The 24,789-nt window shown below is 42.8% G+C and carries 24 protein-coding genes; 9 read left to right on the top strand and 15 right to left on the bottom strand.

Features of this window, described 5'->3' with window-relative positions; genetic code table 11:
• Window positions 1-21: 21 nt before the first annotated feature.
• Entirely contained in the window at window positions 22-1,050 is a 1,029-nt protein-coding gene (locus OA34_RS02330) for a cytochrome-c peroxidase (protein ID WP_039672205.1), read from the bottom strand.
• Between the two features lie 191 nt (window positions 1,051-1,241).
• On the opposite strand from OA34_RS02330, the gene OA34_RS02325 reads away from it, so the two are divergent.
• The 4 genes from OA34_RS02325 to OA34_RS13450 all read left to right on the top strand — a co-directional run bounded on the left by OA34_RS02325 (window position 1,242) and on the right by OA34_RS13450 (window position 6,070).
• Window positions 1,242-1,646, top strand: a complete 405-nt coding sequence (locus OA34_RS02325; protein ID WP_039672204.1) for a Fur family transcriptional regulator — start codon at window positions 1,242-1,244, stop codon at window positions 1,644-1,646.
• 139 nt (window positions 1,647-1,785) lie between these two features.
• Window positions 1,786-3,489: a TonB-dependent receptor plug domain-containing protein gene (locus OA34_RS02320; RefSeq protein ID WP_286682808.1), complete on the top strand. Its 1,704-nt coding sequence runs from the start codon at window positions 1,786-1,788 to the stop codon at window positions 3,487-3,489.
• Window positions 3,490-3,698: 209 nt separating this feature from the next.
• Window positions 3,699-4,157, top strand: a complete 459-nt coding sequence (locus OA34_RS02315) for a hypothetical protein (RefSeq protein ID WP_039672203.1) — start codon at window positions 3,699-3,701, stop codon at window positions 4,155-4,157.
• Entirely contained in the window at window positions 4,154-6,070 is a 1,917-nt protein-coding gene (locus OA34_RS13450) for a putative bifunctional diguanylate cyclase/phosphodiesterase (RefSeq protein WP_286682807.1), read from the top strand. The genes OA34_RS02315 and OA34_RS13450 overlap by 4 nt, the downstream gene beginning before the upstream one ends.
• On the opposite strand, the gene OA34_RS02305 is transcribed toward OA34_RS13450, so the two are convergent.
• The 10 genes from OA34_RS02305 to rpsB all read right to left on the bottom strand — a co-directional run bounded on the left by OA34_RS02305 (window position 6,067) and on the right by rpsB (window position 14,546).
• A complete protein-coding gene (locus OA34_RS02305) occupies window positions 6,067-6,900 on the bottom strand; it encodes a DNA/RNA non-specific endonuclease (RefSeq protein WP_039672202.1) in 834 nt (277 codons plus the stop codon). The two genes, OA34_RS13450 and OA34_RS02305, sit on opposite strands and share 4 nt — an antisense overlap.
• A gap of 9 nt (window positions 6,901-6,909) precedes the next feature.
• On the bottom strand, window positions 6,910-8,496 hold the full coding sequence (gene argS / locus OA34_RS02300) for an arginine--tRNA ligase (protein WP_039672201.1): 1,587 nt from the start codon (window positions 8,494-8,496) through the stop codon (window positions 6,910-6,912).
• 9 nt (window positions 8,497-8,505) lie between these two features.
• Window positions 8,506-8,745: a twin-arginine translocase TatA/TatE family subunit gene (tatA, locus tag OA34_RS02295; protein WP_039672200.1), complete on the bottom strand. Its 240-nt coding sequence runs from the start codon at window positions 8,743-8,745 to the stop codon at window positions 8,506-8,508.
• 30 nt (window positions 8,746-8,775) lie between these two features.
• Window positions 8,776-9,000, bottom strand: coding sequence for a twin-arginine translocase TatA/TatE family subunit (gene tatA, locus OA34_RS13905; protein WP_039672199.1), 225 nt, complete (start codon window positions 8,998-9,000; stop codon window positions 8,776-8,778).
• A 69-nt stretch (window positions 9,001-9,069) separates the two neighbouring features.
• Window positions 9,070-9,684, bottom strand: coding sequence for a guanylate kinase (gene gmk, locus OA34_RS02285; protein WP_039672198.1), 615 nt, complete (start codon window positions 9,682-9,684; stop codon window positions 9,070-9,072).
• Between the two features lie 3 nt (window positions 9,685-9,687).
• Window positions 9,688-11,148: a hypothetical protein gene (locus tag OA34_RS02280; protein ID WP_039672197.1), complete on the bottom strand. Its 1,461-nt coding sequence runs from the start codon at window positions 11,146-11,148 to the stop codon at window positions 9,688-9,690.
• Window positions 11,149-11,208: 60 nt separating this feature from the next.
• Window positions 11,209-11,982: a flagellar biosynthetic protein FliR gene (gene fliR / locus OA34_RS02275; RefSeq protein ID WP_039672196.1), complete on the bottom strand. Its 774-nt coding sequence runs from the start codon at window positions 11,980-11,982 to the stop codon at window positions 11,209-11,211.
• Between the two features lie 3 nt (window positions 11,983-11,985).
• Entirely contained in the window at window positions 11,986-12,630 is a 645-nt protein-coding gene (locus tag OA34_RS02270; RefSeq protein WP_039672195.1) for an ABC transporter ATP-binding protein, read from the bottom strand.
• Window positions 12,631-12,687: 57 nt separating this feature from the next.
• Complete coding sequence (gene tsf / locus OA34_RS02265; RefSeq protein WP_039672194.1) at window positions 12,688-13,755, bottom strand: translation elongation factor Ts; 1,068 nt, start codon at window positions 13,753-13,755, stop codon at window positions 12,688-12,690.
• Entirely contained in the window at window positions 13,755-14,546 is a 792-nt protein-coding gene (rpsB, locus tag OA34_RS02260) for a 30S ribosomal protein S2 (protein WP_039672193.1), read from the bottom strand. Before rpsB ends, tsf begins: the two co-directional genes overlap by 1 nt.
• A gap of 227 nt (window positions 14,547-14,773) precedes the next feature.
• Between rpsB and OA34_RS02255 the strand changes: the two genes are divergently transcribed.
• Both OA34_RS02255 and OA34_RS02250 read left to right on the top strand, forming a co-directional pair.
• Complete coding sequence (locus tag OA34_RS02255) at window positions 14,774-15,517, top strand: MlaA family lipoprotein (RefSeq protein ID WP_039672192.1); 744 nt, start codon at window positions 14,774-14,776, stop codon at window positions 15,515-15,517.
• 4 nt (window positions 15,518-15,521) lie between these two features.
• Window positions 15,522-16,136 carry a Tgt2/MlaC family protein gene (locus tag OA34_RS02250; RefSeq protein ID WP_039672191.1) on the top strand — a complete coding sequence of 205 codons (615 nt, stop codon included), beginning with the start codon at window positions 15,522-15,524 and terminating at the stop codon, window positions 16,134-16,136.
• A gap of 3 nt (window positions 16,137-16,139) precedes the next feature.
• On the opposite strand, the gene trpA is transcribed toward OA34_RS02250, so the two are convergent.
• A complete protein-coding gene (gene trpA, locus OA34_RS02245; RefSeq protein WP_039672190.1) occupies window positions 16,140-16,880 on the bottom strand; it encodes a tryptophan synthase subunit alpha in 741 nt (246 codons plus the stop codon).
• A complete protein-coding gene (locus OA34_RS02240) occupies window positions 16,877-17,287 on the bottom strand; it encodes an Hpt domain-containing protein (RefSeq protein WP_039672189.1) in 411 nt (136 codons plus the stop codon). Before OA34_RS02240 ends, trpA begins: the two co-directional genes overlap by 4 nt.
• A gap of 80 nt (window positions 17,288-17,367) precedes the next feature.
• Between OA34_RS02240 and panB the strand changes: the two genes are divergently transcribed.
• The 3 genes from panB to OA34_RS02225 are packed head-to-tail and all read left to right on the top strand — an operon-like array spanning window position 17,368 to window position 20,220.
• Window positions 17,368-18,156, top strand: coding sequence for a 3-methyl-2-oxobutanoate hydroxymethyltransferase (gene panB / locus OA34_RS02235; protein WP_039672188.1), 789 nt, complete (start codon window positions 17,368-17,370; stop codon window positions 18,154-18,156).
• Window positions 18,157-18,160: 4 nt separating this feature from the next.
• Window positions 18,161-19,183, top strand: a complete 1,023-nt coding sequence (gene ruvB / locus OA34_RS02230) for a Holliday junction branch migration DNA helicase RuvB (protein WP_039672187.1) — start codon at window positions 18,161-18,163, stop codon at window positions 19,181-19,183.
• Window positions 19,180-20,220 carry an AI-2E family transporter gene (locus OA34_RS02225; protein WP_039672186.1) on the top strand — a complete coding sequence of 347 codons (1,041 nt, stop codon included), beginning with the start codon at window positions 19,180-19,182 and terminating at the stop codon, window positions 20,218-20,220. The genes ruvB and OA34_RS02225 overlap by 4 nt, the downstream gene beginning before the upstream one ends.
• A gap of 57 nt (window positions 20,221-20,277) precedes the next feature.
• On the opposite strand, the gene OA34_RS02220 is transcribed toward OA34_RS02225, so the two are convergent.
• Both OA34_RS02220 and OA34_RS02215 read right to left on the bottom strand, forming a co-directional pair.
• Window positions 20,278-22,305, bottom strand: coding sequence for a dynamin family protein (locus OA34_RS02220; RefSeq protein ID WP_039672185.1), 2,028 nt, complete (start codon window positions 22,303-22,305; stop codon window positions 20,278-20,280).
• Window positions 22,302-24,671 carry a dynamin family protein gene (locus tag OA34_RS02215; protein WP_039672184.1) on the bottom strand — a complete coding sequence of 790 codons (2,370 nt, stop codon included), beginning with the start codon at window positions 24,669-24,671 and terminating at the stop codon, window positions 22,302-22,304. The genes OA34_RS02220 and OA34_RS02215 overlap by 4 nt, the downstream gene beginning before the upstream one ends.
• Window positions 24,672-24,789: the final 118 nt, after the last annotated feature.

Raw genomic sequence — 24,789 nt, 5'->3', positions numbered from 1 at the left:
CTTACATGTCAGCTTTCGAGTTTAGAGTTTTGCATCGGGTTTCGGTGTTTTTTCACTGCTTTCAGGAAGTTCGGGATACGTAATAACAGGCTTTCTTCCTTTCAACGCCTTTAAAAACGTCTCGATTTTAGCACTTTCCGCATCGCTGATCGTAATTCCCAGTTGCGTACTTCCCATCTCTTTGATCGCATCTTTCAAGGTCCAAATCGCGCCGTTGTGAAAATACGGAGCCGTTTCGGTAATATTTCTTAAGGTCGGCGTTTTGACCATGCCGTTTGCATCGCCTTTAAAATCTCCGACTTGCGCGAACTTATATTTTCCCGCTACCTGAAACGCTTGCATCGTACCGCCTAAAGCGATACCGTTATGGCACGCCGCACACCCTTTGTCCATAAAGACTTCCAATCCTTCTTTCTCGGCTTTGGAAAGCGCGTTATCGTTTCCGTTCATAAAATCATCGAACCGTGAAGGCGTAACCAACGTTTTCTCAAAAATAGCAATCGTCGACGTAATCTTCTCAAACGAAATTTTAACGTTATCGCCGTAAGCAAATTTGAACTCATCGACGTAAGCCGGAATTGAATTAATGCGCTCTTCGACTAATTTAGGTGGTGCAGCCATTTCAGGACCTGCTTGAACGGGACCTTGCGCTTGATCGGCTAGGTGCGGGCTTCTACCGTCCCAAAATTGTGCTTTAAAAAAGACGGAATTGTAAACCGTCGGAGAGTTGAGGTGATGCGGATTGGCCGTCCATCCGTGACCGATCGCCGCACTAATCCCGTCCGTACCTCCGGTAGCTAGGTTGTGACAGGTATTGCAACTAATTAAAGAACTGCGCGACATTCTCGGATCAAAATAGAGTTTCTTCCCAAGCTCCACTTTTGCCGATGTGATTGGATCTTTAGGATCATCAATTAATTTTAAAACCTCAAGCTGACTTACGGGAATCGCCTCAATTCCGTTTTGCTTAACTTTTTCTACCAAGCTGTTTGCACCGAAAACTACGGTAGCACTCAACGCACAAAGGCTTAGAACCTTAGACATTTGCATTTCATCTCCTTTTTAAGAATATACAAGCATTATAAAGATATCTATCTTAAATAGTAATTAATCTTATTTAGAATTTATTCCTATAATTAATTTTTCTTAAATAGGATAGTTAATATCTTATTAAGCTCGACTGCTATAAAATTACGGCATTTACGGTATTTTTAACATTATTACAAAGGTAAGTGCGTTTTATGGAAAGATTTAAAGATGTACTAAAGGCAAGCAACCTCAAATCGACGCATCAACGTTTGGCGATACTCGATTCTATCGATCAGTTTGGACATATCGACATCGATACGCTTTTTGACGTTATTATCCGTAAATATCCGACGATGTCGAAAGCTACTCTCTATCGTAACATTAACGATCTTATTAATTTTCATATTTTAGAAGAAGTGAAACTCCCACATCAAAAACAACAATACGAAATTAAAAAAGTACCGCATATTCATCTTTTATGTTCAAAATGCGGTAGCGTCGAAGATATTTTTATCGATACGAAACCTCTTTTAGAAGCAATTTCCCACCAAAGCGGCTTTACAATCAATAGCAGTTTTATGGTGATGCACGGTATTTGCCAACACTGCCGCTCTTAACTTACGTGTTTTATTACCTTTGATTACCGATACGTTAGCGTTTTATCAGAATTATAAAATATTAAGTTCTCTTTTTTTATACTGTAAGTAATCGTATGATCCTCTTCAATTATCGTACAAGACAAAAGGTACTGTTATTTTGATCAAAATTTTTCTGTGTTTAGTACTATTCAACTCTTTCTTATTCAGTGAAACGATAGCTTCTTTATTAAACGAATACGAGCGTGTTTCCGATAATTCCTTACAAACCGTCGATGAAAAAATAGGGCATGTCATTAACTACTCCCAACAAGAGATTCGTTTGATGCAGTACCGCACCCTCAACGACATTCTTCGAGAATTGCCCGTTTTTAACGTAAACTCCAACCGTTTTGGACTTTCCACTCCTTCTTTGGTCGGCACGAAAACGGCGACGAGCGGCTTCTTTCGCTTTTTTATTAACGATCATGAACTGAGCTCCGGATACGACCAATCAACCTTACTTTCATGGGGCGATCTTCCTCTGGATTTTATCGATCACGTCGAAATTTATTACGGAGAAAGTTCTTTTTCCTTCGGTAACGAAACGGGAATGTATTATATTCGTATCTATACTAAAAAGCCCGAAAAAGAAAATGCTTCGGCAATTAATCTAGGCATTAATTCCCAAAAAGCGTATTCACAAAGTTTTACGCAGTCGCAAACCTTTGAAAACGGTTGGAAATACCTTATGTTTGTCAATCAATCCCGAATGTTTAAAGAGTCGGATTATAAAAATCAAACCCTTAATGCTAACGGAACACGAAGGTATCTTTTTGCCGATGCCAGTAACGAAAACTCTCGCATCAGCATAGCGTATACCGACCTTGCAAGCAACAATTACGCGGGCCTTTCCATCGATGCTATCCCCGATAGCGGACGTATACGATCCAAGGATTTTTTCGTTGACGTAACGCAATTTTTTTTAGACGACCGTTCCATCAAAGCTAACCTCTCTTTTGACGCGAATAACCGAGAGTATTACGAAGAAAATGCTCAAGGATTATGGCTCGTTCCCGTACTCGATTTTACGCAATTGGGATTAACGATTCCTATCGTATTCGATGAAGAATTAGAGGTTTTCAAAACCAACGCATTTCTTTCAAAAACCTTCACGAGTGATGAAAATACGTTCCTTACGGCGCTTAACGTTCAACATAAAAGCTACGACGTCAACACTAGAAAAACAACCAATATGTTGCATCAAACAACCGATGTTGGGGCATACAACGACTTCGATACCGAGACGATCGGCTCTTTGATCGTGCAAGACAGTTACCGACTAAGTGACGAGATCATTCTCGTCGCCAACGCAAAAGCAGATCGACATCGACGTAACGGATTTATGGAAGACTCGACCGATTCGCTTTATCGCATCGGAGCGATTTATACGCCGACGGATTATCTCGGACTCAAGAGCTTTTATACAAAAACCGCTATTGCACCCACATTTTATACGATCGATTATGCTGCCTTTTTCGACAAAGAACTCCAATCGCAAGCTTACCGTTTTTATACCTTGGAAGCGGCATTAACGTTTGGTGACTCTAAAGTAAACGTTACGTACGATCATGTCGCTATCAACGATTTTATCTACTACGAACCTACGGTCGGATTTTTAAACGTCGATCATACGATTCATACCGAAGGACTTATCTTTGATTACGAATACGCCTTATCGCGTAACGACAAACTGCACCTCAACTATTACACGTCTACACTTAGCGAAACGATCAATAATTCAACTAAGGGCGGCTATATCAAATATATGGGCAGTTACCAAAAGTGGGACTACTTTACCTCTTTGATTTATAAAAATGCCTAGCGTTACGAGACTATCCATGTCCCGGCAAGCTACAACGTAAGCCTCGGTGCAACCTACCATTTAACGAAAGATCTGAGCTATAGCGTCAAAATCAATAATATTCTCGACAAATCGACGCGTTCTCTCTACCAAGAAAACGTCAACGGCTCTTTCACGCTCGAAGACGATAACGATCGAAGCATCTTTTTTTCGCTGCAATGGATTTTTTGATGAAGCATGTCATAATCATTAGCTTACTTGCGATTTTCACGTATGCGGATAATTATACGTTTTTGGTTAAGCCTTATCAAAAAGAGATAGAGTTGGAAGCAAAAATTATTGCCGAAATTGCCGCTTCCTCTTTGAACGAACCCCTTAGACTCTTTATTCCGGAAATGTCAAAACTTGAAAAAAGTGTCTACGCGCAGTATGCAACGCTTAGTGCAACATGTGAAGATGCAAACTTTATTTTTATCAATAAAAACATCGATGCAAATAGTATCTGCCACGCTAAAAACACGCTTTACTTTACCAACAATTATCGGAAGCTTCTTTCCGACGAACGTTATTTCGGTGCTTTTTTTTGGAATAAAAGCCGACCGAATATCGTTTTTATCCAACGACGGCTCCAAGCACGCCACATCCATTTACCGAGTTCTTTTGAACAGTTTATCGAGTCGATCGAATGACACTGCGCTCGTTATGGCATAAAAGTCCGTTTTATTTTTTTATACCGACGCTTTTAATAGCCTTTGTTTTGCTCTTGCTTCTTAGCTATACGATTAAACTTGAAGAGCAAATCGGTCGCAAGCTCTTTACGATTTCCACTTCCGATCTTTTCAAGATTACCCAAAATTGCGCTTTGCAAGTTGAAAATTTGCTTCATGAGGAACAAGATTACGTCGAAGCGTTGAAAAACGACGTTACCTTACAACGCCGCGTCGAATCGTATCTCAAAACGCTCTTAACGCCCAATATCAAATACGCGTATTTGGTCTACAAAGACGATCGCGGTATCTTTCGCTTTTTAAGCGATGCGTCCAACAAAGAAGACAAAGCAATGATCAATCAAAAGCTAGACGTCGAAAGTCCCGAATGGTTTCGTATCTACGAAGAAAAGCGTCCCGTTATTATTCATCATACGCTCTTGCATCAGCTATCGCTTACCTACCTACTGCCCATTCAATACGACCATCAAGTGCAACTCGTCTTAGCTATCGATTTTTCAATTCAAAAAATCGAAGAAGTAAATTATGTCTTGGCGATTTTAAAACGCGGAATTGTCGGTATAATGGTGATTATCGGCGTTATTTTGTTCTTTCTAATCTTACAGGCGATTCGCTTGAAAGATATACGCAAAAATAGCTTTATCGATAAATTGACCGGCGTTTATAACCGTAACTACCTACAACATTACCAAGATTTGATTCAGCTCGACGATTATATTATCGCCGCGTTAGATATCGACTACTTTAAAAAAATTAACGATACCTACGGACACGATAGTGGCGATCAGGTGCTAACGCAAATCGCTCAAACGCTTTTAACTTCAACGCGAGAAAAAGAAGATATCGTCATTCGATACGGAGGAGAAGAGTTTTTAATCTTAGCGCGTATGCAAAAAAATGATCCGAGCACACCGCTTAATATCATTGAAAAACTCTTCAGCACGATTCAAAATACCCGTTTTGTATTGCCCTCCAATGAATCGATTCAGCTTAGCGTTTCGATCGGCGTTAATCTCGTTCCTCAAAAATCACGTACATTTCAAGAAGCTTTTAAACTTGCCGACGTCGCACTTTACAATGCCAAATCGAAAGGGCGCAATACCATTGAAATTTACGACGAATCCGGACACAAAGATCAACGCGGTCATTTATCCTTAGCCGAAATTAAAGCGGCAATCGAAGAAGATCGCCTGACATGTTACTATCAAAAAATTATCGATGTCGAAACCGCTCAGATTTCACATTACGAAGCTCTTTTGCGCCTTTTCGACCATGAAAACCGCATCGTAACGCCCGATAAAATCCTTCCGAGCATTCAAGGTACGTTTTTATTGCGGAACATTACGCAAAAAGTTCTCGGTGTCTGCTATCAACAACTTCGTCTTCATCCCAAGCTTTGCATCAACGTGAATCTCAATCCTCAAGATATTATCGACGAGACGATCTTATCGCTTCTAAAAACTTACGCACAAGACCCTTTGATCGCAAAACGCTTAGGTTTAGAGCTGGTTGAGACGGAAGATTTGGTACGTAAAGAAAAAGCAAAAGAGAATTTGACGATGCTGAAGCGCTTAGGGTATCAAATCTTTATCGACGATTTTGGGAGCGGATATTCCAACTTTATTTACCTTGCCGAGTTAAAACCCGACTTTATTAAAATTGACGGGAGTATTATTCAAAAAATTCTAACCGATACGATTTCATTTTTATTGGTCAAAAATATCGTGACGTTTGCCAAAGAAGCCGGTATCCAAGTCATCGCCGAATACGTAAGCGATGAAGGCATCTGCGAGCAAATTCGCGATTTAGGCATTCGCTACGCCCAAGGCTTCTTTTTCTCTCGCCCCGAATCGGCTTCCTCACTTTGCGATTAAAACCACTTCTCTCCTTGCGAGGCTTCTATTTTTTCTTCCAGAGCATCGTCTAGCTCGCATAGAAAATCAAACCCGCTGCGACGTTCGATTTCATCGATACTGACCGCATAACGTTCGAAAGAATCGTTTGGCTTGGCGTTTTGAGGAATAATCACGCCGAACGTATGAAGCTGATCGGTTGCGTCGATACCGACGTAAAATTTATAAAATGCCGAGGGAACTTGAATCCATGCCGAACTTTTTAACGTTTGAGAACGTCCTTCAAACAAGGGGCCGGTATACACCCACAATACTTTGTATTTTGGAGCGAACGTCTCAATTTCCGCTTCTTCTAGACGTTGCCAAATTTTTTGATTTAAAGAGGGTTTTTGCGGCGTAATATTGGTCATCAAAAAGGTCTCGTATTGAGCGGTTTTACCGTAGAGACGGGCTATCGCAAAATTGGGTGCCATATGCCCTCGATCATACCCGCTATTGGTATAATCCTCTTGTGCGATTAAGCCGAGATTTCGCCAATCGCGACTAAAACTTTCAGGGCGTTTGAGTGAACCTGTCTCGCTAGAAGAAGGTGTAAGTTTATAAACCACCCAAAGTGGATTGGCTTTTATATCCGAATATCCTACCATATACGCACGATTGCGAAAAACACGCGTCCAATGTTCGCTACGTGCATCGAGTGCTTGAGGAACACCTTTAAAACACATCGTATCGCGCGCGATAAAAACTTCGTACATGTAAGAAAGCCCTCCTAAAAGAAGGGCTATGATTAAGAGTTTTGGATAGCGTATCGCTAAACGCAGAAGCGTCGTTAAAAGGCGTTCACGTCGCATGAAGAAAGACTACATTCTCTCTTTAGCATGAATGCCGATCATGCGAAGTCCTACGCGTAAAGAGAGCGCAACGACGGCGAACAGCTTAAGTAGCTTTGCCTCGTCGTCACTTCCGACGACACGGTTTTCGTTGTAAAATTTATGCAGTGCCGCCGCAAGGGATTTTAAATATTCGGTCACTTTTTGTACTTGTCGGGAATGAAACGCATCATCTAAAACTTCAGGAAGCAACAGAGCACTAAAAAGAAGGTTTTGAGCCTCTTCGCTCAAGTTTTCTAATTTAACATGTACGATATCTTGAAGCGATTTTTCGGCTTTTGCAAAAATCTGATTGACCCTTGCATGCGCGTAATTCACGTAAAAAACGGGATTGTTATTATCTTCTTGCTTAAAGACGTCGATGTCAAACTCAAGGTGCGTATCGGATTTTTTGCTGAGAAAAACGAAACGTAATGCGTCCCTACCTATCTCGGCAACGACGTCGCTCATCAAAATGAAATTTCCGGCACGTTTACTCATTTTATACGGCTCTTTGCCTTTGAGTAAAGAGACCATTTGCGCCAATAACACTTCCAGTTTGGATTCGTCGTACCCTAAGAAATTAATCGCCGCTTTCACGCGTGCGATATAACCGTGGTGGTCTGCGCCCCAAATGTTAATATAGTGATCGTAGCCGCGTTGAAACTTATTGTCGTGGTAGATAATATCCCCCGCCAAATAAGTCGGTCTGCCGTCTTCTCTGACAACGACACGATCTTTTTCGTCGCCCAAGTCGGTCGAACGAATCCACACTTTGCCGCCTTCTTCATACGTTTTAGCATTGTTGCGTAATCGCGTAAAGCTGGCGTCCCATTGATCATAAAGGGATTTTTCGCTGACAAATTGCTCAAAATGGATTCCCACGTCCGCAAGATTGGATCGAATAAGCTCTAACATCTTGTCTTTGCCCCAAACGGACAAGCGTTTGATGTTTTCTTCGTTATGGAAAATTGCTTCGCCGAGCTCATCTTTGGCGACGAACGCCAAATCGACGATGTACTCGCCTCGATAAAATTCTTCAGGCCATTGTACAGCAACGCTCAGTATATGCTCACGTCCGGCAAGGTAAATCGAAAGCCCCAGCAAATCGACTTGATTTCCCGCATCGTTGACGTAATATTCGGTCGTAATTTTATACCCAAGATGCGTTCCGATACGATAGAGAGCATCGCCCATAACCGCGCCTCTGGCATGCCCGATATGCAAAGGTCCCGTAGGGTTTGCACTGACGTATTCCAATAAAATGGTTTCGTCATGCGTATCGCTGCCAAATTCGGCTTCATGTTCCAATGCCCATGTCGCATAGTGATCAAGAAACGACTCGCTCAACTTAAAATTGATGTAACCTTTGATCGGTGTAACGGCTTGAAAAATACCGTCGGTATCGAACTTGGAACAAAGCTCTTCGGCAATCGCAATAGGAGATTTTTTCAACTCTTTTGCTAACGAAAATGCGATCGGCGTTGCATAATGCCCAAAAAAAAGATTGGTCGGTTTTTCTAAAACAAACTCTCTTTGCAGTGTCTTTTGAATGACTTCGGTAACTCTTTTTTTCAACACCGAACCTTATACGGATTTTTTTTCGTCGACGTGAGGCACTGTCGTCGACGCCGTAACGTCTACTTTAGACTCTACTTTTTCGCTTGGTGCTACGGCTGTAGCTTCCTCGTCTTCTTTAATTGCTTTTTTAAAATCTTTAATTCCCTGTCCAAAGCCCTTGGCCAATTCAGGAATTTTTTTTGCACCGAAAAGCAAAACAACCACGGCTAAAATAACTAACCAATGTCCCATACTAAACGTACCCATTTTTTCTCCTTACGTAATTGATCTCAACGCTTAATTTGATTTTTTTTCTTCATGCGGCGGCGTTGTCGTCGCAGTCGTATCGTTTTTTGTTTCCATATTTTCTATCGTCGGCGTCTCTTCTTCTTTTATCGCTTTTTTAAAGTTTTTGATTCCTTGACCGACCCCTTTAGCAAGATCGGGGATTTTTTTCGCACCGAAAAGCAAAACGATAATCAGCAAAATGACGAGCCAGTGTGAAATACTAAACGTTCCCATTGTGTTCCTTATACTCTAAAAGTAACTTATTATAGCATTTTTTCCTAAACGAAAAATGAGGCGGACTTGCTACTCGATATTCGCCCAAGAGCTGATGAATTCGCCCAAATCCGTTAAAGCCGTTTTCGTACGTGAAGCTAAAGCGATCGCAATAAGCGTATGTGCGGTTTCTTCCAAATCGTCGTTAATCAGTAAATAATCGTATTCTTTGATACATGTCATCTCTGAAACGGCATTCGCCAATCGCTTGTCGATGACGTCATTCGAATCCGTACCTCGAAAACACAGTCGTTCCCGTAAGCTTTTTTGGTCCGGAGTCGTAATAAAAACCGAAGTAATCACGTCGCCGAATTTTTCGCGAGCGATTTTATGCCCTTGAACATCGATGTCGCATACGACCAAATGCCCCTCGTGCAACGCTTTTAAAATAGGCTTTAAAGAAGTTCCGTAATAGTTGTCGTGCACCTTTGCCCATTCTAAAAAGTATCCCGCTTCCATGTCCTGCTCAAAAGCCTCTTTGGAAATAAAATGATAACTGACACCCTCTTTTTCGCCTTCACGTATCGCGCGTGTCGTACTCGAGATAGAAAAATAAGCATCGGGAATTGCCTGAAGTACATGCTTCATCAAAGAACTTTTCCCCGATCCGCTAGGACCTGAAAGCACTAAAAGATTGCCTTTCATCCTTTATTTCTCGTCAAAGGTAATGGAAATATTAATACGCATTCCTTTTAAAGCTTCACGTAAAATATCGCTTTGAGCAAGTCCCGAAATACTTCTGGAAATGCTATTTTCGATTTCACCGCGTATAACGTCTATTTTTTCTTCTTCTTGCACGTCTTCTGAGTCATCTGGCGTTAAAGACTCAGGAGCATCTTCCTCTATGGTTTCTCCGAACGCCGATTTGAGAAGATTTTCGTTCAAATCGTCCAACGATGCGATGCTAATATCTTGGGTGCGAGAGGCAACAACGTCGATAGTGGCAACGGGGTCTAATAAAGCGTCTTCGTGTTCAAGCTCTTCCACGGCATCGTCGACATGTGGAATCATAAGCGCGTCATCTTCTGGAAAATCCGCTTCGTCTTCATCTTCGGATACTTCCTCCGTCGCTTCGACCAACGTTTCTTCAAAAGAGTCGATGATCTCTTCTTGCGGAAGGATTTCTTCTTCAGCTTCCTCTTCGTCGACTTGGGCTATCGTCGGCATTTCATGCACATCGGACGCTTCCTCCAACGCCAAATCTTCGTCTTCAAGCGACTCTAAAGAGAGTACGTCCGTCTGATCTTGCATTTTTGTGTCTTCTTCAAATGCAAAATCGTCTTCTTCCTCTTTTTTCTCGTCTTCGTCTTCATCGTCGAGGAAAGCTAAAGTATCGTCGATTTCATGCAAAGCTTCGTTTTCTTCTTCTTGGTCGCTGTCGTCTAAAAGCTGTTTAACTTCATTAATATCATCTTTGTCTAAAATACACGGCGTTGCTTCATCTTTTCCCTCTTCAAGGAGTTCTTCGTCGTCTTCTTGCGCCGGCACCGCACCTAAGCTTTTGTCTTCTTGAAGCAATAACGACGCGTCATCCAATTCATCTAAAGCCAACTCTTCTTCATTTTTGGATGGCATATCTTGAGTATGCGCGTCAAGTAACGTTTCATCTTCAAACGACATTTCACCGAGCTTCACTTCCCCTAATTCTAACGATGTATCTTCATCATCGGAAGGGATCGGAAGCGTTAACGGCTCGTCTTCGTCTAAGGTATCGATATTGTCGATATCGAAGGCTTTTTCTTCGTCGTTTTGCTCCGGCAATACGATCGGATCTTCAACTCTAACGCTCAAAAGCGTATTTTTCGCTTTTTCCAGTAACGTTAGAAAATCGGTCGGTAAAAAGGGTTTTTCCAAAAGAACGTTTACGCCTTGGGGTTTTTGCGTACCTCGTTGCCCGATATAAACAACATAGTTACATTCACTCGTCTCTTTCACGCCTTCAAGGGCTTCTTCTTCATACACCTCGTTATCTACCAATATGACGTCGTATTGAACCAAGGGAACCAACCCGTAATCGTCAAATTCGTCCAACTCATACCCGACCTTATCGGTACTAAGTTTGATAAGCCTTGAAACGGCGGGGTTCGTGTTGAGTAGTAACAGGCGCATGCTCACTCCTGAATGAGAATTAGTATTTCCCATTGTAGTATAAAAAAATTTATGATTGCTTTAACGTAGAAAAAGAAGTGACAAATGGTTCATCGCTTCGATAAATTCCCGCTTGAAAATCAGCATCATCGATGCCAAAACGGCAATCAAAACGACAAACGAAACAGCAATACGAATCGGAAATCCGACGACTAACAGGTTGAATTGAGGCATGGTTTTCATGAGCATACCGAAAACAACGTCGAGTAGGAGCGAAAATGCCACAACGGGAAAAGAAAGAACAAAGCCGTAAACAAAAATCCCCGTCGTTGCTTTGATTAAGTAGGTCAAAACGTTCATGTGAGGGTAAAACGTCCCCAGCGGTAAAAGCGTCAAAGAATCGGCAATAAATAAAAGCATTTGATGATGTCCGTTAAACGCCAAAATGACCATTAAACCTATTAACGCCAAAATTTGAGAAATAACCGGTACCGACGAACTGGTTTGAGGATCCATAACGCTTGCCATCGTAAAGCCCATGACAAAAGCGATTTGCATTCCCGCCATTTGTAAAATCGAAAGAACGATCGTTAACATTAATCCGCCGATTAAACCGATCAAAAGTTCGGAGAGAATTGCAAGCAATAAGTTAAGCAAAGTCGGCACAAACGGTAAAGGAGGCAATAAAGGATAAAGAAAAATAACCATAAAAAACGTTATCGGCGTTTTAATGCTTAAAGGAATCGTCGCATGCGAAAAAAAAGGGAAAAAGGCAAATAAGCCGCTTAGTCGGGCAAAGAGAAGAAAAAAAAGAATCACATGTTCTTCGCCGAAGAGTCGAATAAGCGATTCCATCGTTTATACTTCCTCTTTCAATCCGTCGACGTGAAGATGTTTGACGTACGTGCATTGTCGTGCAAGTTGCCGATTGTGCGTCACAAGTAAAAGAGCGGCATTTTCGCGTTCGATGTATTCGAAAAGCACGTTCATGACCTCTTGAGCCGTTTTATCGTCCAAATTTCCCGTCGGTTCATCGGCAAAAATAATTTTAGGTTTTTTTGCAAGAACGCGTGCGATGGAAACACGCTGTTGCTGGCCGCCGGAAAGATCTCCGACTCGATAATGCATAAACTCCGCGATACCCAAACGCTCCAAAAGCATCGGATCAACCGTTTGATCGCTAATAAATGAGGCTAATTCAACGTTTTCATCGGCAAAAAAACCTTTAAAAAGGTAATGGGATTGAAAAATAATCCCGACGTCGTAACGTCGTAATTTTAAACGAACATCATCGCTATCTTTGTAGATCTGGTGATCACATAGAACAACTTCACCTTTATTCGGAGCTAAAAGCGTCGAACAAATATGCAATAAAGTTGATTTACCGCTACCGCTCACGCCTAAAATCGCCATAGACTCTTTTGCAGCCAAGTCAAACGTAACATTGTCGAACAGCAGGTAGTCAAAAGAGTGTGAGAGTGCGTTTGCGTGTAGTAAAGACATCAATGTCCTTCCAAAAAAGAGGTGAAGAGTTGCCCCTTCACCGATCGTTTAAAATCGTTATTTCAGTTGTTCTGCAACTTCGGAAGCGAAGTCGCATGCTTTTTTTTCTAAGCCTTCGCCGAGTTCAAAACGAACATAACCTACCAGTTCGATTTTACCGCCGAATTCTTTGCTTTTTTCTTCAACCACTTGAGCGATAGTTTTTTTATCGTCCATAACGTAGAATTGACTTAAAAGCGTATATTGTTGGTCAAGTTGCGTATTGTCGGCGATAAAGCGTTCAATTTGTCCCGGAATAATTTTATCCCAAATTTTTTCGGGTTTTCCCTGTGCTTTTAACTCCGCTTCCATCTCTTTTTGCGCTTGCGCTAAAACTTCGTCCGTCAATTGTACGCGAGAGACGAAAAGCGGTACACGTTTAAGAGGTTTTTTAAGGCGTGCCAATTCTTCGTTTTCTTTTTCGATATCGGCTTTAATACCGATCGTTTCTTGCTCTACGAATGCAGGATCGAGTTCGGTATAGCTTAAATACGTAGGCTTCATTGCCGCGGCATGCATACAAAGGTTACGAATAAATTCACCCGCTTTTTGCGCCGTCGCTTCACTGTCGCAACTTGCCGCAATTAAAACACCCACACGTCCGTTGGAGTGAACATAACCGTTGACGACGCCGTTGGCACCCGCTTTAAGCGTTGCAAAGCGTCTTACGACCAAGTTTTCACCGATTGTTGCGACTTTCGTAGCAAAATACTCTTCAAACGGCGTACCGTTGATGGTCGTTTTCATGAGCTCTTCCGTCGTCTCGACGTTCGTTGCTTGAATATGTGCCGTCGTGTCTTTCGTCAAAGCGATAAAACCTTCGTTTTTCGCAACAAAATCCGTTTCGGCATTGATCTCGCTCACGGTTGCCGTTTTGAGCGTCGGATCGACGTAAACGTTTACCAAACCTTCACTTGCCAATCTGTCCGCTTTTTTAGCCGCTTTTCCCAAACCTTTTTCTCTTAAAAGGTTCGTAGCCGCTTCAAAATCGCCGTCCGTATCGACGAGTGCTTTTTTACAATCCATCATACCTGCACCGGTAGACTCGCGTAACTCTTTTACTAAAGCAGCGGTAATTTCAGCCATTATTCGCCTTCCTCTACTACTGCTTCTTCTTCGCTCATCGCTTCATCGATCAAGTCGTTTTTCTCTTCTTCGCTTGCTTCGACCGCTTCTTCAGCCGCAGGAGCGTCTTTAGCACGGATCTCCGCTCCTTCGCTCATCGCTTCGCACATCTCTTTACAGAAAAGTTGAATCGAACGAATCGCATCGTCGTTTCCGGGGATCGGTAAATCAACCATATCGGGATCGCAGTTCGTATCAAGCGGAGCAACGACCGTAATACCTAAGCGTCTAGCCTCTTGAACGGCGATTTTTTCTTTCACGGTATCAATAACAAAGATCATATCGGGTAAGTTTTTCATATTGCGGATACCGCCGAGGTAATCCAAAAGTTTCTCTTTTTTTCTTCGAAGCATCAACGCTTCTTTTTTAGTCAGAAGATCGATTTGACCGTCTTCTTCCATTTTTTCGATGATGTCAAGTTTACGGATGGATTGTCTGATGGTTTGATAGTTCGTTAACATACCGCCTAACCATCTGTGGTTGACATATGGCATACCGCATTTTTCCGCGTATTCGCGAATAGCTTGGCTTGCTTGTTTTTTAGTTCCGACGAACAACATTGATTTACCCTCAGCTGCTGCATCTTTAACAACATTGTAGGTATATCTGAAATAACGTAGCGTTTTTTGAAGGTCTACGATATAAATATTTTTTCTCTCTCCGAAGATGAATTTTTTCATCTTTGGATTCCAACGTCTTGTTTGGTGTCCGAAGTGTACACCGCACTCCAATAGGTCTTTCATGGTTACCATGAAGCTCTCCTTTGTTTAATTTTTGGTTTTGCCTCCACACCCGTCAACAGTTCAACACTGCAACCGTAAAGGATTGGTGTGTGTGAGATTAGGACGGAAATTATAGTCAAAACAAGATTAAAATTTGCTTGTTCTATGCTAAAGAAAGGCACCGTTCATAAACTTTAATCTAAAATAAATTAGAAAAGTTCTATAATTGCGACAATTTTACTATTTCGGAGTTGCCGGTGCGTCTATTATTTTTAACATGTTTTTTCAGTTTATCGCTATTATGGGCGGCAAACCCTACGCCGCAACAAGCAAGCGAAGACGTTGAAACCGAATTTGCCGATAAAACAAGCGAAGCTCTTTTTGATCCGTTGGAAGGATACAACCGTTTTATGACGGACGTCAACGATCATTTTTACGAATACCTTCTTAGACCGACGGCGCAAGGATACGCTTATCTCGTGCCCGAGAGCGCACGTAAAGGTCTTTCCAATGCGTTTGAAAACCTTTTTTTCCCGATTCGTTTCGTCAATAATCTTTTGCAATTTAAATGGCTCAATGCTTTTGAAGAATCCGAGCGTTTCGTCTTGAATTCAACAATGGGTATCTTGGGTTTTCGCGACGTTGCCGCAGAAGAGTTGCACATTTACGCACACGATGAGGATTTCGGACAGACCTTGGGTGCTTACGGCGTCGGTAGCGGCTTTCACATCGTACTGCCGATTATAGGACCGTCCAATGCCCGCGATCTTGTCGGGCTTGCGGGTGATTATTGGTTGAATCCGCTTACGTATATCGAAGCGCGCGACGCAAATATGGTCGACAATACCGCCGAATCTCTCGGCGTAACGGCATTTTATATGATCAATCGAACGTCTTTACATGTCAACGAATACGACAGTCTCAAAAAAGATGCAATCGAACTTTATCCGTTTTTACGCGATATTTACGAATCACGTCGAAACAAACTGATAAGCGAATAAAACCATGTTGCAAAAATTACTTTCCGGCATTTGGGTTATGCTCGTATGTGCGCATTCGCTTCTAGCACTCCCCGAAAGCGACATTACGCCTTTTATGCGCTCTAATATCGATCTTGCTACGTCTATTTTACGCAATACGCATCTTTCAAAACCGGAGCGTTCGGGTAAAATTTTTGCCATTTTCGATTCCGTGTTCGATTACACGTTAATGGCAAAACTATCGATAGGCGCAAAGCAATGGGAAAGTTTATCTTCAGAGAAACAGCACGAATTTACGAAGTTGTTCGAGATGCGCCTGAAAAACTCCTACATGGAAAAACTCGATCTTTATACCGACGAAAAGATCGTGATTAAGAACTTAGAGAAAATCAAAGACACGCGGATTCATTTAACGACCCATCTCATGAAAAACGGCGAAGTGTACGAAATTATTTACAAATTTTATAAAACCGCCAATGCCGGAGAATGGATGATCTATGATGTCGATATTTTAGGCGTGAGTATTATTCAAACGTACCGTACGCAGTTTGCGGAAATTCTAGCGAAAGAACCGTTCGATCAATTGTTAGCAAGGCTCAAAGAACCCGAGCCTGCCGATACAAAAAAAGCACCTCAATAATGCTTAAGCATTAATTTTTTCTTTGATGATGCGTGCTTTTTCCGCAATTTTTTCGATTTTTTGAGTACCGCTTAGGCTCTCATCCAATAAGACTTCGACAAATGCACTTCCTACGATAACGCCTTCAACGCCTTTTGCCCGTTCCTTAGCCGTCTTTTCATTCACGCCGAATCCTACGAAAACCGGCGTTTGACTCTGTTCTTTAATCGCATGAATCGTTTTGCTCAAATCTTCGCCGGCATGTGCTCCCGTAATACCGGCATACGCGACGAGGTAAATAAACCCTTGTGCATGCTTGACGATATGTGCGATACGCTCTTTAGTATCGGTCGGTGCGACGAAGCTAACCATTGAAAGGCGGCGTTGCTGCATCAAAGGCATGTAACACAATGCTTCTTCATGCGGCAAATCGGGGATAATAAAACCTTTAACGCCCAAATCGAGTGCTTTTTGCGTGATAGCATCTAAACCTTTATGGTAAAAAGGATTAAAATATCCCATCCAATACGTCTCAAGTTCCGTCGCAACGACGGAAGATATTTCAAAAAGCGTTTCAAGTTTAAAACCGTTTTGTAAGGCTTTAAGGTTTGCCGATTCGATGATCGGACCATCCGCCACGGGATCGGAAAAAGGAATACCTAACTCTAATTTATCGACGCCCGATTGTTTTAAGGACGATACCAAATCCAATGTAAATGCTTTATCGGGGAAACCCGCCGTTACGTACGCGACTAATTGCTTCACTCTTTCTCCAACTGATGGGGTACTTTTATAATCAAGGGATTTAACACGGTAAAAAAGGCCGCGTCGTCTTCAACGTCCTTGCGGTATTTTTCAAACTGATCGCTGACCAAAAGCAACCAATCGATAAACGCTTCACTTGCGGGTCCTTTTAACACGCGCGCTTCTTCGGCAATGTCTTCGGCTAAAACCGCTAATTTGATAATCGGGTCTAATTTTAAAAAACCGGCGGCGGATTTCATATTGTGGAAAATACGAAAAAGATCTCCGATGTTATCGCTGTAGCGATCCGCTTTACTCATTCCGATAATTAAAGGTTCCATGTTTTCACACATGATCGCAAAATGGGAAACAAAATCTTCAACAATTTCCATATCAAAATCGACTTCCAATTGTGCCAGAATACCCATGGTGCATACCTCCGAAGTGACTCATTGTACCATTTTTAATCTAAAATTTTCTTATCCCAAATTAGGGTATAATCCTCTTTATGAAAACAATTACATCCATTCAAAAACACAAAGGAACGACTCCTTTAACCGTCATTACCGCGTATGATGCGCTTTTTGCTTCCCTCTTCGATCAAAAAGTCGATATCATTCTTGTGGGCGATAGCCTCAATATGAGCTTTAACGCCAAACCCGATACGCTCTCGGCATCCATGGACGTTATGCTGTACCACACGAAAGCGGTTTGTGCGGGGGCAAAAGAGACCTTTATCGTTTGCGATATGCCTTTTGGTACTTATACCGACGAAAAAACGGCGATTTATAACGCCTCGCGCGTTTATGCCGAAACCGATGCACATGCCGTAAAGATTGAAGGCGGCATAGCCCGTGCGCCGATTATCAAAGCCTTGACGCAAAATTCAATTGCGGTGATGGGGCATATCGGCTTAATGCCGCAATTCGTGCGGAGTGAAGGCGGGTACAAAGTACGCGGGCGCACCGAAGAAGATATTGCGACCCTCATCGAAGATGCCAGAGCCGTCGAAAAAGCCGGTGCGTTTAGCGTCGTGATCGAAGGTGTGGTCGAAGAAGCCGCCAAACGTATTTCCGAAGCGATTTCTATTCCTACGATCGGCATCGGCGCAGGCAAATATACCGACGGACAAGTCTTGGTTTGGAGTGACATGTTAGGCTTTTTCCAAGCTTTCCAACCTAAATTCGTCAAGCGTTACCTAGAGGGTGCCGCCTTGGTTCAAACCGCACTTGACGCTTATATCAAAGAGGTTCAAGAGCGTTCTTTTCCGCAAACCGAATACACCTATCAAAAGTGAGAGAATGGAACGCATCGTCGAAATCGAAAAAGTCTCTTTTGAGAGCGAATACGAAAAAAGTTTGAGACCGACCTCTTTTGAAGAGTACATCGGGCAAGAAAAGATCAAAAAGAACCTCAATGTCTTCATTCAAGCCGCCATTAAACGCTCCGAATGCTTAGACCATATTCTTTTTTTCGGTCCTCCCGGTCTTGGTAAAACCACTTTGGCGCATATTATTTCCAACGAAATGCGCGCTAATATTAAAATTACCGCTGCACCGATGATCGAAAAGAGCGGTGATTTGGCGGCAATTTTGACCAACCTTCAAGAGGGCGACATTTTGTTTATCGACGAAATCCACAGACTCTCGCCCGCCATTGAAGAGATTTTGTATCCGGCAATGGAAGATTACCGACTGGATATTATCATCGGCTCTGGACCTGCGGCACAAACGATCAAAATCGATCTACCTCGCTTTACCCTTATCGGGGCGACCACGCGCGCGGGTATGATCAGTTCGCCTTTACGCGATCGTTTCGGAATGCATTTTCGTTTGCAGTTTTACACCAAAGAGGAGTTGGCGCAGATTATTACCAAAGCCTCCGGCAAACTTGAAAAACTCTGTTTGCAAGACGCCGCCTTGGAGATGGCGCGCCGTTCGAGGGGAACGCCTCGTATCGCATTGCGTCTTTTAAAACGTATTCGCGATTATGCCGACGTGAGCGATGAAACCTCTATCACGAAAGAGCGTGCACGTTACGGCTTGAATGAACTGGGCGTGAACGACTTGGGCTTTGACGAACTCGATTTAAAGTATTTGGAGTTACTGATTCAAGCCAAAGGTCGTCCTTTGGGACTGAGCACGATTGCCGCGGCGCTCAGTGAAGACGAAGGCACGATCGAGGACGTAATCGAGCCCTATTTGCTTGCTAACGGCTACATCGAACGCACCGCGCGCGGACGGGTTGCGACGCCTAAGACGTACGAGCTTTTCAGGCTTACGCCGCCTTTGATGCAAAACGGATTATTTGAGGACCATGTATGAACGAACATCGCTTTTTTTTAACGGCTATTTTTCTGGCGGTCATTTACTCGATCATCAAACTTTACGAGCCTTTTTTGATGATTATTACGATTGCTTCTTTGCTGGCGATGGCGACGTACAATATCAATTTTAAGCTCTACACGATCTTTCGCAACAAACACGTTTCGGCATTGTTGTCGACGCTTTTGCTCTTGGTATTGCTGTTCGGGCCTATCGTCTATACGATCACTTCCGTCGGCGGTATCGTTAACAACTTCGATCTTTCGATGATCGAAAAAGTACAAACCTATTTGCGAAACCTCGACTATAGACTACCCGACGCACTAGCCTTTTTACAACCTAATTTGGACGATTTTATCAATAACCTCAATATCGCTCAAATTTCGACGACGGCACTCTCGTATTTAGGAGCTATCGGTAAAAACAGTGCCGGCTTTTTAAAAGACATGCTTCTGATCGTCGTTTTCTTCTTTTTCGCGCTTTTAAACGGCAAAGATTTGATCGACTATTTTAAAAGCGTGATGCCGATGGACGCAAAAGAGGTCAATTTCGTTTTTGTCGAAGTGACCAACGTCATGAGCGTCGTTTTTTACTCTATTTTACTGAGTGCCATTTTTCAGGGTGCGCTTTTTTCGATCATCGGTATGGTTTTTGGATACGACGGCTTATTGCTTGGGATTTTCTACGGTTTTGCTTCGCTGATTCCTATTATCGGGGGAGCTTTGATGTGGGTGCCTTTATGTGCGCTGGAGTTGGCACACGGTAACGTTACTGCCGCCGTCGTGATCGCGCTTTATTCGATTATCGTGATTTCTATTATCGCAGATACGTTCGTCAAGCCGCTTTTTATCAAATACATCAATAACAAATTGGTCAAAACGCCGACCGCCGTTAACGAGCTTTTAATCTTTTTCGCCATCTTCGCGGGTTTGACGACGTTCGGTTTTTGGGGAATGATTTTAGGACCTGCGATTACGACACTTTTTATTTCACTTTTAAAACTCTACAAACTGCTCAAAGAAAAACGTTACATGTAAGATTTTTACCTGTCGTTTCGACGCCGGTTTTTCGTGACATATTACGAAAAATCGACGTTACGCTATCTCGTTTACCAAAAGAGTAATCTGCTCTATAAACTTCGAATGCCGTGCTTTTTTCTCTTCGATAAAGGCTACTTTCGCGTCCTTAATCTCTTGAAAATGCACAATCAAACGATCGTAATCTTTGCTTAAAAACGTATGGCGCGTATTCATCATATTTTCAAGTTCGTAGAGGTGAAAAGCGGTGCGAAGCCGTTCTTTGATCTCCTCGATTTTAGGCTGATATAACGAAAACTTCGTCGGATTCTCTTCATAAAGTTTGAGCGATTTTTCGATCTTGTTTTCCAAAAACGCCACGCACACTTCGGTAGCGTTTTGATAGTTAAAGCTCACAGCACTGCTAAGGTGGTTAAATTCCGAACTGATCTTGGCGTAAGAGTCCGCAATTTCATCGTTAAAAGGCTTTAAAATCGTTTCATAGACTTTGGAAGCGAAACGGCGAAGGTTAGCAAATTCGATATCCGAATGCAATGCTTCGCTTTTTCGGATAATCTCATAAGGTGCTTGCCATTTTAAAATGCCGTGTTCCAAAGAGCGATAAACCAAGCGGTTTTTATCGTTGACTTCGTTTTGAATCGCACCCAAGCTTCGTACGTACTGTTTGAACATTTTTCCGATGACGTTATCGTCGTAGAAAAGGTTTTTATAGATCAAATCGGAATTGATTTTAGGAGCTAAATACTCAAACGGCGCATAAGCGATTCGTTTGGAAAAAAAACCTTCTTTTCGGGCTTCGTAGCGCACTTTTTTTTCGCGCGTCACTTGATTGTAAATCGCATCGGCAATGGTGTCGATAATCTGTTCGATACGCATAAAAGCACTTTTTAGATCGTGCGAAAACTTACCCTTCAAATCCGTAAATAAGGCCGTCGCCTCAGACTCAAAACGTAAAATTTCATTCAAAAGTTGATCGTAAATCGCGATAAAAAGTTCGTGTTGCGCGATGAGTTTACCCGTAATCTCTTCAATCTCTTTTTTGATGGCAAACTCTTTGGATTGGGTCGCTTTGGGTTGTATTTCGTTGCGAATGAAGTCTAAGACTTTATCGATATTGGACGCTTTTAAAAGTTCGAGATTGGCTCCCAAATCGCTTTGTAAAATAACGTCCAACGAGGCTTCATACGCTTTAAAATCTTGCTCAATTTGTGCAAAGTCAAGCTTATCGCCGCTTTTTTCAAGCTTGACATGTAAGCTTTGCATAAAAGCGTCAAGCCGTTCTTGCATCATCACTTTTTTATCGTGGCTTCGTGACTCCAACGCCTGACGTGCCGAAATGGGAATGACGTCGCTAAAAAACTCTTTGAAGGCGGTTTTAACGTATTCCTCGGTTTGAGAGACTTGCGCTTCGGTAAACTTGTCTTTTTGATTGAGAACGCATAAAGATTTATTTTGGTATTTTCCGAGGTACGCTTCTAGCACATGCAGTTCGCTCATTTTCCCCGCATTGTCGATCAAGGTCAACCAGATAATGCCGTCTACCTCGCGTAAGACTTTTTCCGTCGTTTGCGTGTCGCTTGCCGCTTGAGAATTGAGCCCCGGCGTATCGACGAAGACAATGTCTTTGAGAATATTGAGCGGTGCGTACAAAACCAAATACGCAATATCTTCGACGTTTTCCCGTTGATCGGTAAAGCGCGCGATCGTAGCAATATTGTGGTATTCGTCGCGACCGTCCTTATAATGGACACGAATCTTAAAAGCGTCGCCGTAGCGAATGTAATTGACCTTCGACGTGACCGGCGTAATGCCCGTCGGCAAGATATTTTTTGCCAAAAGCGCATTTAAGAACGTAGACTTACCGCTGGAAAACTGCCCCGTAATGGCCACTTTCATCGGTTCTTCGGAACGTATTTGCAACTGTTCGAGTGCATACGTCAGTTGTGCGGAAGGTAAATGCGATTCGTCCAGCAGAACATACTGAAGTTTTTTGAGAAATCCTAAAAGCGTCGCGTCAAACGTCGGCGTTTGCTTTAAAAAACGTTCGTGATAACACGCGATAAAAGTCTCTAAAATACGGCTCATTGTGCCTCCATTATCGTTCGCAACTCGTCTCGTACGCATAGCAATACGCGCTCTTTTTCGCCAATTTCGTCCAAACGAACTTCACGTCTAAACCCTTGATCTTGAATGCGATGCATCGCTTTTTCCAAGAGTTCGCCCTCTTGAACAAAACGCATCTCAAGGGTGTGTGCAGGAGCTTCACATTGTGCGATGAAGGCTTGTAGAAGTGCTGCGTTCATCGGGACGAGCTTGGCTTCGATCATCTCTTTGATTTGCGCAAACTCTTCATCCAAAACAAGATCGCACTCTTGCGAGAACCGGCTTAAATCGCTTTTTGCGTGACGATGCATCGCGCTTTCAATGCCTTGCATCAGTGCCGCATTATTTTTAAAAACCGATAATGTGCTTAAATGTTCTTCACAAAAACTGCGCGCATCAAGCGTTACGGCACTGCTTTCGTGCTGAAACTCTCCGTATTTGGCGTTCATGTATTCAAACATACCGTGCGTTTTTTTCTCGAATTCGTAACGATAATCCCGAATCAAATCGACCATTCCGTCTTTCATTGCCGTTTCGATCATCGAAGCAATACGCTCTTCTTTGGGTAAACGTTTGTTTTTCGTCGTTTCGTAACTCACGTCATCGTAAATGCGGCGTTTCAAAACACCTTGCAAAGTTTCAAGTCTTTGCAGCGCAAACTTCTGGAGCGTCGTAAAGTAGAGTTGCATGTCGTTTCGGCTCTCGTTTAGCGTTTGTTTTATCTGCTCTAAAAATGAAGCGATGCGCCCTTTTTGTGCTTGATGTTCTTCGTATGCCGCCGCCACCTCTTCTTTGGAAACGTCTAGCAAACGCTTCTCGTGCGCAAAGGCACTCAAGGCACTTTCAACGATGCTTTCGAGTTCTTTGCGGTTAGAGGAGACGATGAGTCGCGCTTTATGGCTTTTTTCTCCGAACAAGACCTCTTCCAAATACGCTTCCAAAGCTAAAATACCCGTTTTTTGCTGGTTGTATCCGAGGGCTAACGCCTCTTCCCCTCGTCCGAGCTTGTGCAGCAACGCCAATTTTCCTGCCATCGGAAGAAAAACGATCCGTGCGATCACGTCGTCTAAGCGTGAAGCTTTGTTTTGTTCTCTCAAACGCGCTTCAATGCTTTGTTTGGTATACGTGATGACCTCTTCGAGTTCGTCTTCCCGCACGGCGTCGATGCGCGTAATGACGACCAATAGCTGAGCAACGTTGCGGTAGAGTAAAGCATCGATGATAAAATCGACGTCTTTTTGCGTCGCCGCTTGTGCCGCATTCATCAAGTGAATCATTAAATCGCATTCGCTAAGGTACGATACGGTTATCTCTTCGCGTTGGACGACGGGATCGTCTAAGCCCGGAGTATCGACGATGACGACGCCTTCTTTAAGAAAGTTTAAATCGGTGTAAAGCTCAACGCTTTTGACGAGATTGCATTTTTTATCGGAATGTTTTGCGGAAGTAAACTGCGCTAATTGATCGGTACGAATAGTTTGGCTGAGTCCTTGAGGCGTAATAAAGCTTTCAAATTGCGTACCGAAATGCGTCTTTGACTCGTGTACGAATGCCTCGAGACTTTTAAGCCTCGTTGCGCCCTCTTCGATACGTTGCCACTCTTTTCGATTCCAAAAATGAACAATCGCATAAGGCTGTTGCGCATAACGAATCAGCGTTAAATTGGCCGTTTCGGGAACCACGGACGTTCCGAGTACCTCTTCACCGAGTAAGGCGTTGAGCATGGTCGATTTACCGGCATTCATGACTCCCGTTACGCCGATAGAAAAGTCTCCTTTCGTCAAACGCTCGTGCGTTTGATTTAGTCGCTCGCGAAACGTATCGTTTTCAACGACGTTATGCAGGTTGGAAATCGCCGTTTGCAAAAGATTCAATGCTTTTTGATAGTAATTTTTCCCGCCGAGCGCACTTTTGATTTCCAAAGGAAGCGTTTCGACTTTTTTCTCTTCGATTAAGGCAAGAACGCTGCTTAAACTACGCAAAGCGTCGTAAGAGATAATGCCTTCTTTTCGTAAACGCTCTAAACGCTCTTCGATTGAAACGACCAACGAAAGATTGCCTAAACGAACCAAACACTCTAAGGCATGTTTTTGGGCATACATGCATGTTTTTTGCATCGGAAGATTTGAAAAAAGTGTCGTAAAGACGGTTTGAGTCGGTTCAAGCGATGCGACGCTTGAGAGGTTTTGCGGCGTTAGCATCAAAACAATCGTCAGATGATCGCAAAAAGCGTCTTGATCGCGTGCGGCAAACCGCATCAGCGCATCCATAAGCGTTTCGTCGAAAACAGCGGGTTGTTGTAACCGTTCGTTCCAAATTAGCAGAAAAAAATCGTGAATCACATGCATACGAATCTATCTTTAAATGTTTTTTTGATTATATCAGCTTTTATTATAATAAAAACCAAAATACGGAGTTAACGGAAAAGATTAAACAAAGGACGAAGCAAGTGCTTCGTCCTTTTTG

It is taken from the genome of Sulfurospirillum sp. MES (assembly GCF_000789415.1).
In the GTDB taxonomy this organism is placed as follows: Bacteria; Campylobacterota; Campylobacteria; order Campylobacterales; family Sulfurospirillaceae; genus Sulfurospirillum; species Sulfurospirillum cavolei.
Note: the sequence above shows the minus strand (reverse complement) of the source record. Positions and strands in the feature narration are given on the sequence as shown.

What these genes read in the sequence shown, in the direction of transcription:
- tatA (WP_039672199.1), bottom strand. Translation starts at nt 9,000, where the DNA reads ATGGGAACGTTTAGTATTTCACACTGGCTCGTCATTTTGCTGATTATC.
- fliR (WP_039672196.1), bottom strand. Translation starts at nt 11,982, where the DNA reads ATGGAATCGCTTATTCGACTCTTCGGCGAAGAACATGTGATTCTTTTT.
- OA34_RS13450 (WP_286682807.1), top strand. Translation starts at nt 4,154, where the DNA reads ATGACACTGCGCTCGTTATGGCATAAAAGTCCGTTTTATTTTTTTATA.
- panB (WP_039672188.1), top strand. Translation starts at nt 17,368, where the DNA reads ATGAAAACAATTACATCCATTCAAAAACACAAAGGAACGACTCCTTTA.
- OA34_RS02215 (WP_039672184.1), bottom strand. Translation starts at nt 24,671, where the DNA reads ATGCATGTGATTCACGATTTTTTTCTGCTAATTTGGAACGAACGGTTA.
- OA34_RS02250 (WP_039672191.1), top strand. Translation starts at nt 15,522, where the DNA reads ATGTTGCAAAAATTACTTTCCGGCATTTGGGTTATGCTCGTATGTGCG.
- OA34_RS02270 (WP_039672195.1), bottom strand. Translation starts at nt 12,630, where the DNA reads ATGTCTTTACTACACGCAAACGCACTCTCACACTCTTTTGACTACCTG.
- rpsB (WP_039672193.1), bottom strand. Translation starts at nt 14,546, where the DNA reads ATGGTAACCATGAAAGACCTATTGGAGTGCGGTGTACACTTCGGACAC.
- OA34_RS02225 (WP_039672186.1), top strand. Translation starts at nt 19,180, where the DNA reads ATGAACGAACATCGCTTTTTTTTAACGGCTATTTTTCTGGCGGTCATT.
- OA34_RS02330 (WP_039672205.1), bottom strand. Translation starts at nt 1,050, where the DNA reads ATGCAAATGTCTAAGGTTCTAAGCCTTTGTGCGTTGAGTGCTACCGTA.
- OA34_RS02280 (WP_039672197.1), bottom strand. Translation starts at nt 11,148, where the DNA reads ATGCGCCTGTTACTACTCAACACGAACCCCGCCGTTTCAAGGCTTATC.
- OA34_RS02220 (WP_039672185.1), bottom strand. Translation starts at nt 22,305, where the DNA reads ATGAGCCGTATTTTAGAGACTTTTATCGCGTGTTATCACGAACGTTTT.
- OA34_RS02240 (WP_039672189.1), bottom strand. Translation starts at nt 17,287, where the DNA reads ATGGGTATTCTGGCACAATTGGAAGTCGATTTTGATATGGAAATTGTT.
- OA34_RS02305 (WP_039672202.1), bottom strand. Translation starts at nt 6,900, where the DNA reads ATGCGACGTGAACGCCTTTTAACGACGCTTCTGCGTTTAGCGATACGC.
- OA34_RS02325 (WP_039672204.1), top strand. Translation starts at nt 1,242, where the DNA reads ATGGAAAGATTTAAAGATGTACTAAAGGCAAGCAACCTCAAATCGACG.
- OA34_RS02315 (WP_039672203.1), top strand. Translation starts at nt 3,699, where the DNA reads ATGAAGCATGTCATAATCATTAGCTTACTTGCGATTTTCACGTATGCG.
- tsf (WP_039672194.1), bottom strand. Translation starts at nt 13,755, where the DNA reads ATGGCTGAAATTACCGCTGCTTTAGTAAAAGAGTTACGCGAGTCTACC.
- tatA (WP_039672200.1), bottom strand. Translation starts at nt 8,745, where the DNA reads ATGGGTACGTTTAGTATGGGACATTGGTTAGTTATTTTAGCCGTGGTT.
- gmk (WP_039672198.1), bottom strand. Translation starts at nt 9,684, where the DNA reads ATGAAAGGCAATCTTTTAGTGCTTTCAGGTCCTAGCGGATCGGGGAAA.
- ruvB (WP_039672187.1), top strand. Translation starts at nt 18,161, where the DNA reads ATGGAACGCATCGTCGAAATCGAAAAAGTCTCTTTTGAGAGCGAATAC.